The 16,564-nt window shown below is 68.6% G+C and carries 13 protein-coding genes; 7 read left to right on the top strand and 6 right to left on the bottom strand.

All coding sequences use genetic code 11. The annotated features are described in order from the left end of the window. Window positions 1–99: 99 nt before the first annotated feature. Both QMB55_RS07550 and purL read right to left on the bottom strand, forming a co-directional pair. Complete coding sequence (locus QMB55_RS07550; RefSeq protein ID WP_497588071.1) at window positions 100–588, bottom strand: YqaA family protein; 489 nt, start codon at window positions 586–588, stop codon at window positions 100–102. Between the two features lie 185 nt (window positions 589–773). Then, on the bottom strand, window positions 774–4,715 hold the full coding sequence (gene purL, locus QMB55_RS07545) for a phosphoribosylformylglycinamidine synthase (protein WP_497588070.1): 3,942 nt from the start codon (window positions 4,713–4,715) through the stop codon (window positions 774–776). A gap of 386 nt (window positions 4,716–5,101) precedes the next feature. Between purL and QMB55_RS07540 the strand changes: the two genes are divergently transcribed. Continuing rightward, on the top strand, window positions 5,102–6,742 hold the full coding sequence (locus QMB55_RS07540; RefSeq protein WP_497588069.1) for an NAD(P)H-hydrate dehydratase: 1,641 nt from the start codon (window positions 5,102–5,104) through the stop codon (window positions 6,740–6,742). Continuing rightward, window positions 6,658–7,518 carry a DMT family transporter gene (locus tag QMB55_RS07535; protein ID WP_497588068.1) on the top strand — a complete coding sequence of 287 codons (861 nt, stop codon included), beginning with the start codon at window positions 6,658–6,660 and terminating at the stop codon, window positions 7,516–7,518. Before QMB55_RS07540 ends, QMB55_RS07535 begins: the two co-directional genes overlap by 85 nt. A gap of 53 nt (window positions 7,519–7,571) precedes the next feature. Here QMB55_RS07535 and QMB55_RS07530 read toward each other — a convergent pair whose 3' ends face one another. Next, entirely contained in the window at window positions 7,572–9,161 is a 1,590-nt protein-coding gene (locus QMB55_RS07530) for a flagellar assembly protein A (RefSeq protein ID WP_497588067.1), read from the bottom strand. Between the two features lie 119 nt (window positions 9,162–9,280). Then, on the bottom strand, window positions 9,281–9,985 hold the full coding sequence (locus tag QMB55_RS07525; protein WP_497588283.1) for an ABC transporter ATP-binding protein: 705 nt from the start codon (window positions 9,983–9,985) through the stop codon (window positions 9,281–9,283). A gap of 25 nt (window positions 9,986–10,010) precedes the next feature. Here QMB55_RS07525 and QMB55_RS07520 point away from each other — a divergent pair, with 25 nt between their 5' ends. From QMB55_RS07520 to QMB55_RS07500, 5 genes are all read left to right on the top strand, one after another. After that, window positions 10,011–10,658, top strand: coding sequence for an arylesterase (locus tag QMB55_RS07520; protein ID WP_497588066.1), 648 nt, complete (start codon window positions 10,011–10,013; stop codon window positions 10,656–10,658). 64 nt (window positions 10,659–10,722) lie between these two features. After that, a complete protein-coding gene (gene mnmH, locus QMB55_RS07515; RefSeq protein WP_497588065.1) occupies window positions 10,723–11,784 on the top strand; it encodes a tRNA 2-selenouridine(34) synthase MnmH in 1,062 nt (353 codons plus the stop codon). A gap of 6 nt (window positions 11,785–11,790) precedes the next feature. Beyond that, the gene (locus QMB55_RS07510) at window positions 11,791–12,444 is read left to right on the top strand and encodes an exopolysaccharide biosynthesis protein (protein WP_497588064.1); all 654 of its coding nucleotides are present in this window, start codon (window positions 11,791–11,793) and stop codon (window positions 12,442–12,444) included. A gap of 153 nt (window positions 12,445–12,597) precedes the next feature. Then, complete coding sequence (locus QMB55_RS07505; protein WP_497588063.1) at window positions 12,598–15,288, top strand: bifunctional acetate--CoA ligase family protein/GNAT family N-acetyltransferase; 2,691 nt, start codon at window positions 12,598–12,600, stop codon at window positions 15,286–15,288. A gap of 339 nt (window positions 15,289–15,627) precedes the next feature. Next, a complete protein-coding gene (locus tag QMB55_RS07500) occupies window positions 15,628–15,903 on the top strand; it encodes a high-potential iron-sulfur protein (protein WP_497588062.1) in 276 nt (91 codons plus the stop codon). Window positions 15,904–16,007: 104 nt separating this feature from the next. On the opposite strand, the gene QMB55_RS07495 is transcribed toward QMB55_RS07500, so the two are convergent. Then, window positions 16,008–16,199, bottom strand: coding sequence for a DUF3460 family protein (locus tag QMB55_RS07495; protein ID WP_497588061.1), 192 nt, complete (start codon window positions 16,197–16,199; stop codon window positions 16,008–16,010). Window positions 16,200–16,271: 72 nt separating this feature from the next. Then, window positions 16,272–16,505: a DUF3567 family protein gene (locus tag QMB55_RS07490; RefSeq protein ID WP_497588060.1), complete on the bottom strand. Its 234-nt coding sequence runs from the start codon at window positions 16,503–16,505 to the stop codon at window positions 16,272–16,274. Window positions 16,506–16,564: the final 59 nt, after the last annotated feature.

Here is a 16,564-nt window from a genome sequence, read left to right as displayed (position 1 = left end):
GCAGCTCGCGCCGGAGAGGAGGCGAGTCGATTGGACAGGCTGAAAAGCGGAGCGGTTCGCGGGCGCGCTCCGGTGCCGATCGCGCTGGAGGCAGGAAACCTAGATCCCGAGCAGGATCTGCCCCGGCCAGAGTTCGAGGATCGCGGCGGTAAGGACGACGTAGCGGATGAACTTGCCCGCGGCGCTCCACCAGAAGCAGGGCCAGAAGGGCAGTTTCAGCCAGCCGGCAACGGTGCCCAGCGGGTCGCCAATGAGGGGCAGGAAGGCAAAGAAACAGGCTTTGGGCCCGAGGCGTTCGAGCCAGGCGAGCGCCTTGGCGTGGACGGCCGAGTGCTTGTAATGCTCGTAGGCGCATTTGACGCCGTAGCCCATCCACCAGTTGACCGCGCCGCCGATGGTATTGCCGGCGGTGGCGACGAAAATCGCCGGCCAGAAGAGATCGGGATTGAGCTTGAGCAGCGCGACGACGGCGAACTCCGAGCCCATCGGCAGCAGCGTGGCCGAGACGAGGGCCACGAAGAACAGCGTCGACAAGCCGACCTTGGGAAGTGAAAAGGCCTGCAAAAGTTCGAGGAACCAGGTTTCCATCTGCTGCGATCGGAGGCCGATTGTGCCGTGAAAAGTCGCAAGCATAGGGAATTCAGGGCGTTCGCGCCAGCCTGCGCCGCGTCTTTTTCGCGCTTTTCGGATAAAAAAACGGCGCCCCCCGAAGGGTGCGCCGTCTTTCCTTCCGCCAACCGCCGCCGCGCGCGGGGCGCGGCGGTTCCGTCCGCTTAAGCGACCCAGCGGCGGGCGTTGCGGAACATGCGCATCCACGGCGAATCTTCGCCCAGCTCGGCCGGATGCCAGGACATCTGCAGGCTGCGGAAGACGCGTTCGGGGTGCGGCATCATGATGGTGAAGCGGCCGTCGGCCGTGGTCACGCCCGCCAGACCCGCCGGCGAGCCGTTGGGGTTGGCCGGGTAGAGCTCGGTCGGCTGGCCGGCGTTATTCACGTAGCGCATGGCCACCAGGGCGGCGGCCTGCTGCGCGGCGCTGTCAAACTCGGCGCGACCTTCGCCGTGCGAGACGACGACCGGCATGCGGCTGCCCGCCATGCCGCCGAAGAACAGCGACGGCGACGACGGCAGTTCGACCAGGGTGAAGCGGGCCTCGAACTGCTCGACCTTGTTGCGCTCGAAGCGCGGCCAGGCGTCAGCGCCGGGGATCAGGTCCTTGAGCGCGCTCATCATCTGGCAGCCGTTGCACACGCCGAGGGCGAAGGTGTCGGGCCGGGCGAAGAAGGCAGAGAACTGGTCGCGCGCGCGGCCGTTGAAGAGGATGGTGCGCGCCCAGCCCTTGCCGGCGCCGAGCACGTCGCCGTAGGAGAAGCCGCCGCAGGCCACGGCGCCGTTGAAGGCGGCGAGATCGACGCGGCCGGCGAGGATGTCGCTCATGTGCACGTCGACCGCGGCAAAGCCCGCGCGGTCGAAGGCGGCGGCCATTTCGACGTGCCCGTTGACGCCTTGCTCGCGCAGGATGGCGACGCGCGGACGCACGCCGGTGGCGATGAACGGCGCGGCGATGTCCTCGGCCGGGTCGAAGCTCGGCGCGCAGGACAAGCCGGGATCGGCGGCGTCGAGGATGCGGTCGTATTCCTGCTGCGCGCACTCGGGGTTGTCGCGCAACGCCTGCATGCGGTAGCTGGTTTCCGACCAGGCGCGCTGCAGCTCGATGCGCGTCTCGCAGAACAGCGTGCCGGTGGCACCTTCGATGCGCAGCTCGTCGCTGCGGTTGGGGGTGCCGATGAAGTGGGCGCAGTCGCCGAGGCCCAGTTCGCGCAACACGTTCATCACCGGGGTGCGATCGGCGCGGCGGATCTGCAGCACGGCGCCGAGTTCTTCGTTGAACAGCGCGGCGAGCAGGTCCTGAGGCGCAGCGCTCGGGCACAGCGAGGCGAGGTCGAGGGTGACGCCGCAGTGCGCGGCGAAGCCCATCTCGGCCACGGTGGCGAAGAGGCCGCCGTCGGCGCGGTCGTGGTAGGCCAGCACGCGGCCTTCGCCGGCGAGGCGCTGCACGGCGTTGAAGAAGGCGACGAGGCGCTTGGGATCGTCGAGATCGGGCGCCACCTCGCCGGTGGCGTTGAACACCTGCGCCAGTGCCGAGCCGCCGAGGCGGTTCTGGCCGGCGCCGAGGTCGATGAGCAGCAGGTCCGTGTCACCCGCATTATCTACATTGCGCGCGAGTTCCGGCGTGAGCGTGGCGCGCACGTCGGCAACCGGGGTGAAGGCGCTAACGATCAAGGACAGCGGCGAGACGACCTGCTTCTTCTCACCCGCGTCGTCCCAGGCAGTACGCATCGAGAGCGAATCCTTGCCGACCGGGATCGAGACGCCGATCTGCTGGCAGAGGTCGGAGACGGCGCGCACGGTGTCGAACAGGCGGGCATCCTCGCCCGGCTGGCCGGCGGGCGCCATCCAGTTGGCCGAGAGCTTGACGTCGCCGATCTTGGCGATGCGCGCGGCGGCAACGTTGGTCAGCGCCTCGCCGACGGCCATGCGGCCCGAAGCCGGCGCGTCGATGACCGCCAGCGGGGTACGCTCGCCCATGGCGAAGGCTTCGCCGAGCGTGGTGTTGAAGCCCATCGTGGTGACCGCGACGTCGGCCACCGGCACCTGCCAGGGGCCGACCATCTGGTCGCGCGCGGTCATGCCGCCGACCGTGCGGTCGCCGATCGAAATGAGGAAGGTCTTGTCGGCCACGGCGGGCAGGCGCAGCACGCGGTAGGCGGCGTCTTCCAACTCGACGCGGGTCAGTTCCAGCGGCACCGTCGCGGCGGGCAGGCGCACCACGTCGCGCGTCATGCGCGGCGGCTTGCCGAGCAGCGCGTCTATGTCCATGTCCACCGGGCTGTTGCCGAAGTGGCGGTCGGTGAGCGTCAGGCGGTTGTCGTCGGTGGCGACGCCGACCACGGCGAACGGGCAGCGCTCGCGTTCGCAGAAGGCCTTAAACTCGGGCAGGCGGCTCGGCGGAATGGCCAGCACGTAGCGTTCCTGCGCCTCGTTGCACCAGATCTCGGCCGGCGACATGCCCGGCTCTTCGATGTTCACGTCGCGCAGCTCGAAGTGCGCGCCGCAACCGGCACCGTGCGCGAGTTCGGGCAGCGCGTTGGAGAGGCCGCCGGCGCCGACGTCATGCACCGAAAGGATGGGGTTGCCGTCGCCGGGCTGCGCCGGATCGACGGCGGGCGCGCCCATCTGCCAGCAGCGGTCGAGCACTTCCTGCGCCCGCCGTTCCATTTCGGGGTTGCCGCGCTGGACCGAGGCGAAATCGAGGTCTTCGGCGTTGGTGCCGGTGCTCATCGAGCTGGCGGCGCCGCCGCCCAGACCGATCAGCATGCCCGGACCGCCCAGCTGGATGAGCAGCGTGCCGGGGGCGAAGGTCTTGACCTTGATCGACTGCTCGGCGGCGATGCTGCCCAGGCCGCCGGCGACCATGATCGGCTTGTGATAACCGCGCACGACGGCATCATCCCCGCTGCCGACCTGCTGTTCGTAGGTGCGGAAGTAGCCGGCCAGGTTGGGGCGACCGTATTCGTTGTTGAAGGCGGCGGCGCCGATCGGGCCGTCGCGCATGATTTCCAGCGCCGAGGCGATGCGCGCCGGACGGCCGTAGGCGGCCATCGGGGCCTCCCAGGGCTGCTCGGCGCCGGGGAGGTAGAGGTTGGAGACGGTGAAGCCGCAGAGGCCGGCCTTGGGCTTGGAGCCGCGCCCGGTCGAACCTTCGTCGCGGATTTCGCCGCCCGAGCCGGTGGCCGCCCCCGGGAAGGGTGAGATCGCCGTCGGGTGGTTGTGCGTTTCGACCTTGGCCAGGATGTGCGTCAGCTCCTCGCTCCAGGCATAGCCACCGTCCTCGCGCGGGTAGAAGCGGCCGACCTCGGCGCCCTCGAAAACCGAGGAGTTGTCGGAATAGACGACGACGTTGCCCTCGGGGTGCGCGGCGTGCGTCTCGCGGATCATGCCGAACAGCGATTCCTTCTTCACTTCGCCGTCGACCACCCACGAGGCGTTGAAGATCTTGTGCCGGCAGTGCTCGGAGTTGGCCTGCGCGAACATCATCAGCTCGACGTCGGTCGGGTTGCGCTGAGCGCGATTGACGAAGATCTCGATCAGGTAGTCGATTTCGTCCTCGGAGAGCGCCAGGCCCAGGCGCACGTTGGCCTCGACCAGCGCAGCACGGCCGCCGGTGAGCAGGTCGACGGTGGTCAGTTCCTTCGGCGCGAAATGACGGAAGAGTTCGGCGGCGTCTTCAAAACGGCCGAGCACGGTCTCGATCATGCGGTCGTGGATCAGCGCCGCGACGGCGTTCCGGTCGGCGCCAGCCGGCAGCTCGACGTGGAAGGCGATGCCGCGCTCGATGCGCTCGACGGCGGCGAGGCCGCAGTTCCAGGCGATGTCGGTGGCCTTCGAGGACCACGGCGAAATGGTGCCGATGCGCGGGGTGACGAAGAACAGCGTGCCCGTGGCGTCGCTCGCGGCGGCCGGCACTTCCTCGAGCAGCGCGGCGAGTTGCTGACGCTGCGCAGCGTCAAGCTCGCCTTTGAGCTTGGCGACGTGCCAGTACTCGGCGCCGGCGAGGCGGGCACCGGGCACGGCGGCGGCGATGCGCTGCTGCAAGCCCTGGAAACGGAAAGCGGAGAACGCGGAAGCTCCGCGCAGGAAGAGGATGTCGGCCATGGTCGCTAGAAAGGAGGCAAAAACGGGGAACGGCGTTGAGGGTATTGAATTCGACAATGCGGCGGTACGACGGCGGGCGCGGGACAATCACCGCGCCAGGAGAACTTTGCGCTCGGAGAGGCGCGCATTATAGCCGAGAACGCCCCGCCCCGCCCGCGAAACGGGCTGTTTTTCGCCCTCTTTCGGCACGCTTGAGCCTTGTTTTTGCGCCGTTCTTTGCCCTCGGCGGAAGGCAAACCGACGGGAAGCGGTGGTAACGACGGCGCACGCCATCGCCCCCGCGCCTGGCCGCTTCGGTTGCCAAGCCCGGCGCAAGCTCGATTCCGCCCCCGGAACCCGGTGCGCGGTGCCATAATCCCAGCATCTGTCCACGCTCCTTGTCCGCCATGCCGCCCGCCGCCCTGCCGCTCTACCGCAGCCCGGCCCTGCGCGTCTTCGAAGCCGCGCACGCCGACCACCCGCTGATGGCGCGTGCCGGCGCCGTGGCCGCCGCCTGGGCCGAGGCCCTGGCCGACGGCGGCCGCATCCTCGTCCTCGCCGGCCCCGGCAACAACGGCGGCGACGCCTTCGTCGTCGCCGAGCACCTGCGGGCCCGCCATTTCGAGGTCAGTGTGGTGTTTCCAGGCACGGCGGAGAAGCTGCCGGCCGATGCCGCCGCGGCCTATCGCCGCTTCGTTGCCGCCGGCGGCCGGAGCGAAGCCGCCATCCCGACCGTCGCGCGCTGGCACCTGATCGTCGACGGCCTGTTCGGCATCGGACTCACCCGGGCGCCAGGCGGCGCCTACGCCACGTTGATCGAAGCCGCGAACGCGCTCGCCGTGCGCGACGCCTGCCCGCTGGTGGCGCTCGACGTCCCGAGCGGCCTTGACGCCGACACCGGCCGCGCCTTCGCCCCCTGCATCCGGGCCACGCACACGCTCAGCTTCATCGGCGCCAAGCCCGGCCTGTACACCGCTGACGGCCCCGACCACTGCGGCGAAATCCGCATTGCCGGCCTCGACCTTGGCTTCGACGCCGCTGCGCCGGTCACCGATCCGAAGCTCAAGCTTGACCCACCCGCCGGCCACCTGATCGCGCCCGCCCTGTTCGCCGACCGCCTCGTCCCGCGCCGGCGCAACACGCACAAGGGCAGCTACGGCAGCGCTTGCATCGTCGGCGGCGCCCCGGGCATGCTCGGCGCCGCGCTGCTTGCCGGGCGCGCGGCCCTGCACCTCGGCTGCGGCCGCGTCCATCTCGGGCTCATCGACCCGGACGCGCCGCGCGTCGACCTGCAACAGCCCGAACTCATGCTGCGCCGCGCCGATGACCTTTTTGCGAACGACACACTCGCCGCCGACCTCACCGCCCTCGCCGTCGGGCCTGGCCTGGGCCGTAGCGACGCCGCGCGCGAGCCGCTGGAGCGCGCGCTGGACGCGGGCTGCGACCTGCCGCTGCTGCTCGACGCCGACGCGCTCAACCTGATCGCCGCCGACGGCGAGCTCGCCGCCGCGCTCGGCACCCGCAGCGCCCCGGTCGTGCTCACCCCGCACCCCGCGGAAGCCGCGCGCCTATTGGGCTGCGGCACCGCTGAAGTGCAGGCGGACCGGGTCACCGCGGCCCTCGAACTCGCCGCCCGCCACCGCGCCACGGCCGTCCTCAAGGGCTGCGGCAGCGTCGTCGCCACGCCCGCGGGTGAATGGTTCATCAACACCAGCGGCAACCCTGGGCTGGCCACCGCCGGCAGCGGCGACGTACTCAGCGGCCTCGCCGTCGCCCTGCTCGCCCAAGGCTGGCCGGCGACGGATGCCGCACTCGCCGCCGTTCACCTGCACGGCCTCGCCGCCGAACGCCTGGCGGCCGCCGGCATCGGCCCGGCGGGCCTGACTGCGGGCGAGACGATCGCCGCCGCGCGCGCCGTGTTCAACGCCTGGCTGTCCTCACCTTCCTTTTTCCGAGACGTCCCGTGTCACCCAGAATCTTCGGCATCCTGCTGTTCCTCCTCGCGCTCCTGCTCTTCGCCATCCTCGACGCCAGCGCGAAATACCTGACCGCCTTCTACGCCGTGCCCTTCCTCGTCTGGGCACGTTACGCCGTGCATCTCGTCGTCATGCTGGTTGCCGTCGCCCCGAGCCAGGGGCGCGCGCTCATCGCCACCCGGCATCCGTGGCTGATGGTCGTCCGCGCCCTGCTCCTGTGCGCGCTGACGCTGTTCGCTCAGCTCGCCTTCCGCGTCCTGCCGCTCGCCGAAACCACGGCCATCGTCTTCATCACCCCCCTGCTCGTCGCCCTGCTCGCCGGCCCGATGCTCGGCGAAACGGTCACGAAAAAGAGCTGGCTGGCCACCCTGGCCGGCTTTGCCGGAGTGATGCTGATCACCCGCCCAGGCAGCAACCTCGACCCCACCGGCGTCGCCTGCGCACTCGCCGGCGCGGTCTGCTACGCGCTCTATCAGATCCTCACCCGGCGCCTGGCGGCAAGCGAGACGCCCTTGCGTCAACTGTTCTACACCGCCCTCATCGGCACGCTGGCGATGAGCCTCGTCCTCCCCGGGGTCTGGCCGGCAACGTTGCCGACGCCCTTCGAGTTACTGCTGCTCGTGGGCCTCGGCCTGTGCGGCGGGATCGGGCACTTCCTGCTCATCCGCGCCCTGCGCGAAACGCCGGCCAGCCTGCTCGCACCGCTGCTCTACGTGCAGCTCGTCTGGGCCGCCCTGCTCGGCTGGTGGGTCTTCGGTGACGTCCCCGACGCCTGGACGGCGCTGGGCATGGGCATCATCGGCGCCTCGGGGCTAAGCCTGGTACTCGGACGGCGAAAAAAGGCCTGACTCAAACACTTAAACCGCGTGGGTTCACAGAGCCCGGCGCAAGCGCGCTAGGCTCACCCCCGCGCTTCGCCGGAACCGAAAACGACCTGTCCGCCTTCGACGCAGAAGAAGCCGGCGTCGTAGCCATAGCGCACGGACAGCGTCTTCTTGCCGAAAGCGAGGTCGACCGCGCCTTCGACGCCGACGCTGACCTCGACCCGCGCGCCGGCCACCAGGTCGAGCCGGCGTTCCAGCGCCTCGCGCTCGGGCATCAGCTGCGCCCAGGCTTGCAGGGCGCGTTGCCAGGACTCCTTGGCGCGCGGCAGCAAGCCGCGCGGATCGCCTTGGGTGCTCAGGTGCTTGACGATCTTGTCGAGCTTGTCTTCCTCTGCCTTCTGCGCTTCGAGTCGCTGCAGCAGCGCCTGGTATTCGGCTTCGAGCACGGGATTGACGCCCAGCAGCAGGCGGGTCACGCCCCCCTTGTTGGAGCCGAGGAGCGGCGTGCGGATGAGCATCATCGCGCGCGCCGAACCGCCCGCCAGACGGCCGCGCTGGGTGGCCTTGGTGCCGATATGGATCTGGTTGTTGGCCTGCAGCTCGCTTTGCAGCGCCGAATCCTCGATGACGATGTTGGTTCCGGCCGCGAGCAGCGCGCTCTCGGCGAAGCGGGCGGCGATCGCCCCGCCCGCCACGACACGCGCCTTGGCGATGATTCCGCCGGCCACGCGCACGTCGCCGCCGGCCTCGACATCGGCGCCGTCGATCAAGCCGCCGACGATCACGTCGCCGGTGGCGCGGATTTTCATGTCCGGCATCACCTCGCCTTCGACCTGCACCGTCCCGTCGAAGCTGATGTTGCCGCTGGCGAGATTGACGTTGCGCACGCGCAGCACGTGCTCGACCGAGACACCGTCGGGCAGGCAGACCGGCTGCCCGCTGAACACCGCGCGCAGCAGGTTGGCGTCGTCGGGCGCGACATAGGCGCCCACCAGCCGCTCGGCGAACGGGGCGTTGTGCCCCGGGGTCGGCTCGAGCGTTTCTCCGCGCACATTGCGACCGGGCGTGCCGCGCGTCGCGGGAATGCGGCGCATCAGCGCCTGCTCGGCCTCGACGGTCGGGATCGCGCCCTGCTCGCGGAAGTCGATCAGCCCCCGCTCATTGACTTGCGGCGTGCGGTCGCGTGCCTCGGCAACCAGCAGCTCGAAACGCGACGGCTCGCCATCGACCGCCGGTTCGCCCCGCGCGACGACGAAACGGCCGCGCTGACGCGCGCGGCAGGCCTGTTCAATCGCTTCAGCATCCAGGCCGTGGGTCACCCCGGCCTCGCCGAGCACGAGCAGAATCGTCTCGGACGCCAGCGGCTCACCGCCGCAGGGCGGCACCACATCGACCCAGGCCTGCAGGCCGTCGGGCGCAATCTCGAGCGTAAACCGCCCCGGCCGGGCCGCGGCAAGCATCAGCTCGCCCGCCTCGAAGCCTTCGGCGCAGCGCGCGACCAGCCGGTCGAGGACATCGTCGTCGAGGCTCCAGACGCCCAAGCCGGCAGCATCGAGCGCATCCTGCAGCGCGGCGCGCCCGGGCGGCAAGCGCTCCGCCACAGGTGTCACCTGCGCCCAGAGCGCGGCGTCGCGAACAAAGAACTGCACCCCTGGAACCCCACTCATCGCACCCTCCGCAGGTCGCCGGTCGAGCCCGGCGTTATGTGTTATGTGGCCAGCTGTCAGAGCCAGGACGATAGCATCCAAGCGGCGGACGGCCAAGCCGTACCGCCCGTCCGAACAGGTCAGGCCGGAGCTTCCTCGATCCGCCCGGCATGCATGCGCAGCCGGCGGGCGCAACGGGCAGCGATTTCTTCGTCGTGGGTAACGAGGATCAGCGTCGTGCCGCGCTCGGCGTTGATCGCGAACATCAGCTCGATGATCTGGTGCCCGGTCGCCGCGTCCAGGTTGCCGGTCGGCTCGTCGGCGAGCACCAGCTGCGGCGCCGGCGCGAAGGCGCGGGCCAGCGCGACGCGCTGCTGTTCGCCACCGGAGAGGTGCTTGGGGTAATGGCGCAAGCGATGGCCGAGGCCGACGCGCTCGAGCCAGGCCGTGGCCTCGGCGCGCGCGCCGGAGACGCCGGCCAGTTCGAGCGGCAACATCACGTTCTCGAGCGCGTTGAGCGAAGGCAGCAACTGGAAGGACTGAAAGACGAAACCGAGCATGCGGCCGCGCAAGCGGGCCCGGGCGTCCTCGTCGAGCTGGCCGAGGTCTTCGCCGGCGACGCGCACCGTGCCCTCGCTCGCCAGATCAAGACCGGCGAGCAGGCCGAGCAGGGTCGACTTGCCCGACCCCGAGGCGCCGACGATGGCCACGCTCTCCCCGGCGGCGACTTCGAAACGGTTGTCGTGCAAAATGGTCAGCGGTTCGCCGCCGTTGTCGACGCGTTTGTACAATCCTTCGACCTTGACCACGACACGATCCGCTGCCGCAGCCTCACTCAACGACATTTCCACCACCGGGGTTTCCGACCGCATGTTCCGCCTTTCGTCTCTCGCCCATCTGCGGGCCAGCGCCCGCGCCTTGATCTGCGCCGTCGTTCTGCTCGCCGTGTCCGTACCGGCCCTGGCCGCGCGCACCGTGCTCGTCTTCGGCGACTCGCTCTCGGCCGGCTACGGCATTCGCCAGGACGCCGCCTGGCCCAACCTGCTCGGGCAGCGGCTCGCCGCCCGCGGTTTCGATTATAGCGTCGTCAATGCCAGCATCTCGGGCGAGACCACCAGCGGCGGACGCAGCCGGCTCGACGCCGCTCTGGAACGCCATCGACCGACGGTGCTGATCCTCGCCCTAGGCAGCAACGACGGGCTGCGCGGCCTGCCGGTCCGAACCGTACGCGACAACCTCAACGCGATGATCGACAGCGCCCAGAAGCACAAGGTGCGCGTCCTCCTGCTGCCGCAGCACCTGCCGCCCAACTACGGCCCCTACGCCGACGATTTCGCGGCGGTTTTCCCGGCCGTGGCCAAGGTGCGCAAGGTCGCCCTCGGCGACTACCTGCTCGCCGACATCGCCACCGAACTGCGCTACTTCCAGGCCGACCAGCTGCACCCGACCGCCGAGGCACAGCCCATTTTGCTCGATACCGTCTGGCGCCGCCTGGAACCGCTGCTCAAGGCGCGTTGAAGACAACAGCATACGGCGCCGGCTGCATAGCCATTTAACCGGCGCTTGCCTACAATAGCGGCCCATGAAACCCGGCCTCACCCAGCTCGTCCGTTACGCGGACCTCGCGGCGTTCGACGAGATCATCGACGTGCGCACCCCCGCCGAATTTGCCGAAGACCATGCGCCGGGCGCGATCAACTGCCCGGTGCTCGACGACGCCCAGCGCGTCGAGGTCGGCACGCTCTACAAGCAGGTCTCGCCGTTTGCCGCCAAGAAAATCGGCGCCGCCTACGTCGCCGAAAACGTTGCCCGCCACCTGCGCGAACGCTTCCTCGACCGCCCCAAGTCCTGGCGCCCGCTCGTCATGTGCTGGCGCGGCGGCGAGCGCAGCGGGGCGATGACGCACATCCTGCGCCGCGTCGGCTGGGACGCGCAGCAGCTCGACGGCGGCTACAAGGCCTACCGCCGGCTGGTGGTCGACACCCTCGTCGAACAGCCGCGCGACTTCGCCTTCCAGGTCGTCTGCGGCGCCACCGGCAGCGGCAAAAGCCGCCTGCTGCAGGCGCTCGCCGCGCGCGGCGCGCAGGTCCTCGACCTTGAAGCGCTGGCCTGCCACAAGGGCTCGGTGCTCGGCGTGCTGCCCGACGCCGACCAGCCCAGCCAGAAGGCGTTCGAAACCCGCCTGCTGGCGGCCCTCGCCGGCCTCGACCCGGCACACCCGGTTTTCGTCGAAGCGGAGAGCCGAAAGATCGGCCGCCTGCACCTGCCCGACACGCTGCTCGAAGGGCTACGCGCCGGCGCCTGCATCGAGGTCGAAGCCGAGTTTTCGGCGCGTGTCGAATTCCTGCTGCGCGACTACGACTACTTCCTCGCCGCCCCCGACTGGCTCAACCAGCGACTCGACGCACTGCGCCCGCTGCAAGGGCACGAAACCGTCAAGCGCTGGCAGGACCTGGCGCGTAGCGGCGCCTGGCGGCAGCTGGTGAGCGAACTCCTGGGACAGCACTACGACCCGCTCTACCGCCGCTCGCAACACCACAATTTCGCCGGCCTCGCCACCCCGCGCAAGCTCGCCACCGAAGACCTCTCGCCGGCCGGCATCGACGCCCTGGCCGCGCAGCTCCACCCCGCCCAACCGGACTGAACGCCCATGCCCCACACCACTTCCGCCGCGGCTCCAGCCGACGAAACCCTGGGCGAACGCCTGCAGCGCATCATCGACACGCTGCCCGCCGACGCCCTGACCCTGGCCGAACTGCGCGACGCGCTCGGCCAGGACGGCCCGCTCTTTTTCGCCGCCCTGCTCACCCTCGTCTTCCTCATCCCGGTTTCGATTCCCGGGGTCAGCACGGTGTTCGGCGCCGCCATCCTGTTCATCGGCATCTGCCGCCTCTTCAACCGCACCCTCTGGCTGCCGCGCCGGGTGCTCGCCCGCCCGCTCCCCGCCGCGCGCCTGCGCGAGGGACTGAGCAAGGGGTTGAGCTGGTTTCACCGGCTCGAACGCATCAGCCGTCCGCACCGCGGGCGCTGGCTCTCGGCGCCCGGCCCCCTGGCGGTGGTCAACGACCTGGCCTTCATCCTCGGCGCCGTGCTGCTGATGCTGCCCTTCGGTCTCATCCCCTTCAGCAACACCCTGCCGGCCATCGCCCTGCTGCTGCTGGCCATCGGTTTCCTGCAGCGCGACGGCGTATGCATCGCGCTCGGCCACCTGGCCAACGTCGCCACCATCCTCTATTTCGCGCTCCTGCTCTCGGGCGGCGGCCTGGCCCTCAAGGCCGTTCTCGAACGCTTCGGCGGCGCCTGATCCGCGGATTGCACCGCCGCGCCCCGCGCGGCGCAACATCGCTCCCGCCCCCTCGGGGCAAGATCACCACAGCGCTTAGCCGGCACGATTTTCTATGCTAAGTTGCATCTGCGCAGGGTCTTGCCGAGCAACCTCTTCCCAGGGTGGAATCCGATGTCCGAGCGACACTACCTGACCAGCCTCTTCGAACCCAAATCGGTCGCCGTCGTCGGCGCCTCGGAACGCGAAGGCACGCTCGGTCACGTCCTCTTCCGCAACATCATCGACGGCGGCTACAAGGGCCGCCTCTACCCGATCAATCCGCGCCACGAAACCGTCCTCGGACTGCCCGCCTACAAGTCGATCGAGGACATCGGCGCACGCGTCGAACTGGCCCTCATCGCCACCAAGCCGAAGACCGTGCCCGAGATCGTCGAGCAGTGCGGGCGCAGCGGCATCAAGATCGTCATCATCCTCACCGCCGGCTTCGCCGAATCCGGCCATTCCGGCGCGGCGCTCGAACGCAAGACGTTGGAAATCGCGCGCAGTTACGGGGTGCGGGTCCTCGGTCCGAACTGCATCGGCGTGATCCGCCCCGAACTTGGGCTCAACGCCACCTTCGGCCGGGTCGGCGCCGACGTCGGCAACCTCGCCCTCGTCTCGCAGTCGGGGGCGATGTGCTCGGCGGTCCTCGACTGGGCAAAGAGCAACCGCCTCGGTTTTTCCAGCGTGATCTCGCTGGGCAGCACCGCGGACGTCGATTTCGGCGAGATCCTCGACTACCTCGTCTATGACAACCGCACCCACTCGATCCTGATCTACATCGAAGGCACGCGCAATTCGCGCCGCTTCATGAGCGCCCTGCGCTCGGCCGCCCGCATCAAGCCGATCCTGCTGCTCAAAGCCGGGCGCCATGCGGCCGGCAGCGCCGCGGTACGCGCCCACTCGGGCATGCATGCCGGTGCCGACAGCGTTTTCGACGCCGCGGTGCGCCGTGCCGGCGTGGTGCGGGTCAAAAACGTCGGCCAGTTGTTCTACGCGGCCAAGGCGCTGGCTTCGAAATTCCGCCCGCAAGGCCGCCGTCTGGCCATCGTCAGCAACGGAGGCGGGCCGGGCGCCATGGCCGCCGACCGCGCCGCCGACCTCGGCCTGACCCTGGCCGAGCTCTCGCCCGAGACGATCAAGACGCTCAACGCGCTCCTGCCGCCGATGTGGTCGCACGGCAACCCGGTCGACCTCGTCGGCGACGCCACGCCGGAGCGTTACCGCGACGCGTTGCTCGCCGTCGCCAAGGACGAGGGTATCGACGGCATTCTGGTGATGCTCTCGCCGCAGGCGATGACCGATCCGCTCGCGGTCGCCGAAGCGGTCATCAAGGTCAGCGAACAGACGACGACGCCACTGCTGGCCTGCTGGATGGGTGAGGAGCAGGTGCTCGAAGGACGCACCCGCCTGGAAGACGCGGGCATTCCCGCCTTCCGCATGCCCGAAACGGCCATCGAGTTGTACTACCACATCTCCTCGTACTACCGGAACCAGAAACTGCTTCTGCAGGTGCCCAACGCCAATTACCAGCTCACCCCGCAGGAAACCGAAGGCGCGCGCATGCTGATCGAGGCGGTGCTGCAGGAGCATCGCAAGGTGCTCTCGGAGATGGAGTCGAAGGCCGTGCTGCGCGCGTTCCGCATCCCCGTCGCCCAGACCATGGTCGCACGCAGCCTGACCGAGGCCATCCTGCTCGCCGAGCAGATCGGCTTCCCGGTGGCGATGAAGGTCGACTCGCCCGACGTCCTGCGCAAAAGTGATGCCGGCGGCGTACGCCTCAACGTGCCCAACGCCTCGTCGGTGCGCAACGCCTACCACGACATCCTCGAAACCGTGCGCAGCAAATGCCCGGAGGCGCGCCTCAACGGCGTCTCGATCGAGCCTTACCTGGCACGCCCGAACGGCCGCGAGCTGCTGATCGGCGTCACCCGCGACCCCGTTTTCGGCCCGGTCATCACCTTCGGCTCGGGTGGCACTGACGTTGAAATTTTCAGCGATCGCGCCGCCGCGCTTCCGCCGCTCAACCGCTTCCTGGCCCAGGACCTCATCCGTTCGACGCGAGCCGCGTTGGTGCTGGGCGAATTCCGCAACCTGCCGCCGGTGAACCTGGGCGCCCTCGAGGACGTCCTGCTCAACATCTCCGAAATGGTCTGCGAGCTGCCGTGGCTGCGCGAACTCGACCTCAACCCGCTGATCGTCGACGAGAACGGCGCCATCGCCGTCGATGCGCGCATCGTCATCGACCACGCCAGCGGCAAGGGCGACCGCTACGCGCACATGGCCATTCACCCCTACCCGGCACACCTGACCCAGGAATGGGATCAGCCCGACGGGCGGACGGTGACGATCCGCCCGATCCGTCCCGAGGACGCCGATCTCGAACAAGCCTTCGTCAAGGGGTTGTCGGAGGAAAGCAAGTATTACCGCTTCATGGACACCCTGCGCGAGCTGACGCAATCCATGCTCGTCCGCTTCACCCAGATCGATTACGACCGGGAAATGGCTTTCGTCGCCACCATCCCCGAGGACGACGGTCGTATCGTGCAGATCGGGGTCGTCCGCTACGTCACCAACCCGGACGGCGAAAGCGTCGAGTTCGCGCTCGCCGTCGCCGACAGCTGGCAGCGCCACGGCCTCGGCCGCAAGCTGATGTCCACCCTGATTGAGTGCGCCCGCCTGCGCGGCTACCGGAGCATGGTCGGCGACATCCTGACCACCAACGCCAAGATGTTCCGCCTCGTCGGCAGCCTCGGCTTCACCATCCACCCGCACCCGGATGACCCCTCGGTCAAGCGGGTCGTGCTGCCGCTCGCCACCTGAAGACGGCGGCTGGAAGGGCCCGCCCTTCCTTGCCTGCCGTGCCCGCCGCGACGGGGCGATGCCTTGCGTTCCAGCAAGCGCAGGCTACCTTGAAAAGCAGGCTGGTGTGACCGCGCTGCACGCGAGGTATTGGAAAAACCAATATCGGGGCTAGAAAAATACCATGCGACTGGAACGGTTTTTATCCCCCGCGGTCGATGTATAGTCTTGCCATTCCCGTCGCCGGAAACGAGTTCCCACCAGTTTTTGAACGGACGCCGGACGGGAAGCTTCCAGCCCTGATTGAACCCCGGGGCTGGCCGGCGAAACCGGTTTTACCCACCCACAACGGAGAGAGTCATGTCTGACTGTATCGACCCCTGCCGCCGCAACGTCCTCAAATTCGGTGCCGCCGCCCTGGCGCTGATCCCCGTCACCGCCTTCGCTGCAAAGAATGAGCCCATCCGCAAGGCCATGAAGTACAAGGACACGCCCGAAGGCGACAAGAAGTGCTCGAACTGCCTCCAGTTCGTCCCTGGCAAGACCGCCAAAGACCTCGGCGGCTGCAAGATTTTCCCGGGCGATACCGAAGTCTCGCCCAACGGCTGGTGCAGCGCCTGGGCCAAGAAGCCCTGAACAACCTCGCCTGAACGCTGAAGCGCCTGCCGCGCTTCGGAAACAATAATAACGGCCGGCAAGCCTTGCGCTTGCCGGCCGTTATTCCAATACCGCCGCGATTCTCAGCGGAAGAAATTCACGTCGTAGGGATAGGGCTTCTGCATTTCGCTCGCCTCGCGAAAGCGTCGTTGCGCGGCGAAATCGACTTTCCGGTCCCACAACAGGCTGCGCCCGAACAACTGGTCCTCGCGCCATTGTGGGTTCTTGCTCATCATCTCCCGCATGAACTTGGTGTGCTCTGATTCATAGCCCATGTTCCAGCCTCCCTGAGTGAGAACATCCGTCCATCGTTTTCCGGCATACGGTACGGCGCAGGATTTGCTGCGTCAGTGAATCGCGAACGGGCGTGCCGCGCCGGCGCAATAATCGTCGAGCAGCGCGTCGATGGCTTCGACGTCACGCTCCTCGAAGGGAATGCGATCGATCGAAGCGCGCAACTCGCGCGCCACCGACCCCTGCACGAAGAGGTTGCGGCCACTTGCCTTGTCGACCAACTCGAAGCCAGAGCGTACGGGATACGCCACAATGGCGTAGTGCTCGCTGTTATAGACGATGTTCATCACGACTCCTTTCCGTCCTGCGCCGCTTGCTGCGGCACGCGGGACACGCGTTGATTTCG

This window comes from Propionivibrio sp., assembly GCF_041441355.1.
Lineage (GTDB): Bacteria > Pseudomonadota > Gammaproteobacteria > Burkholderiales > Rhodocyclaceae > Propionivibrio.
Note: the sequence above shows the minus strand (reverse complement) of the source record. Positions and strands in the feature narration are given on the sequence as shown.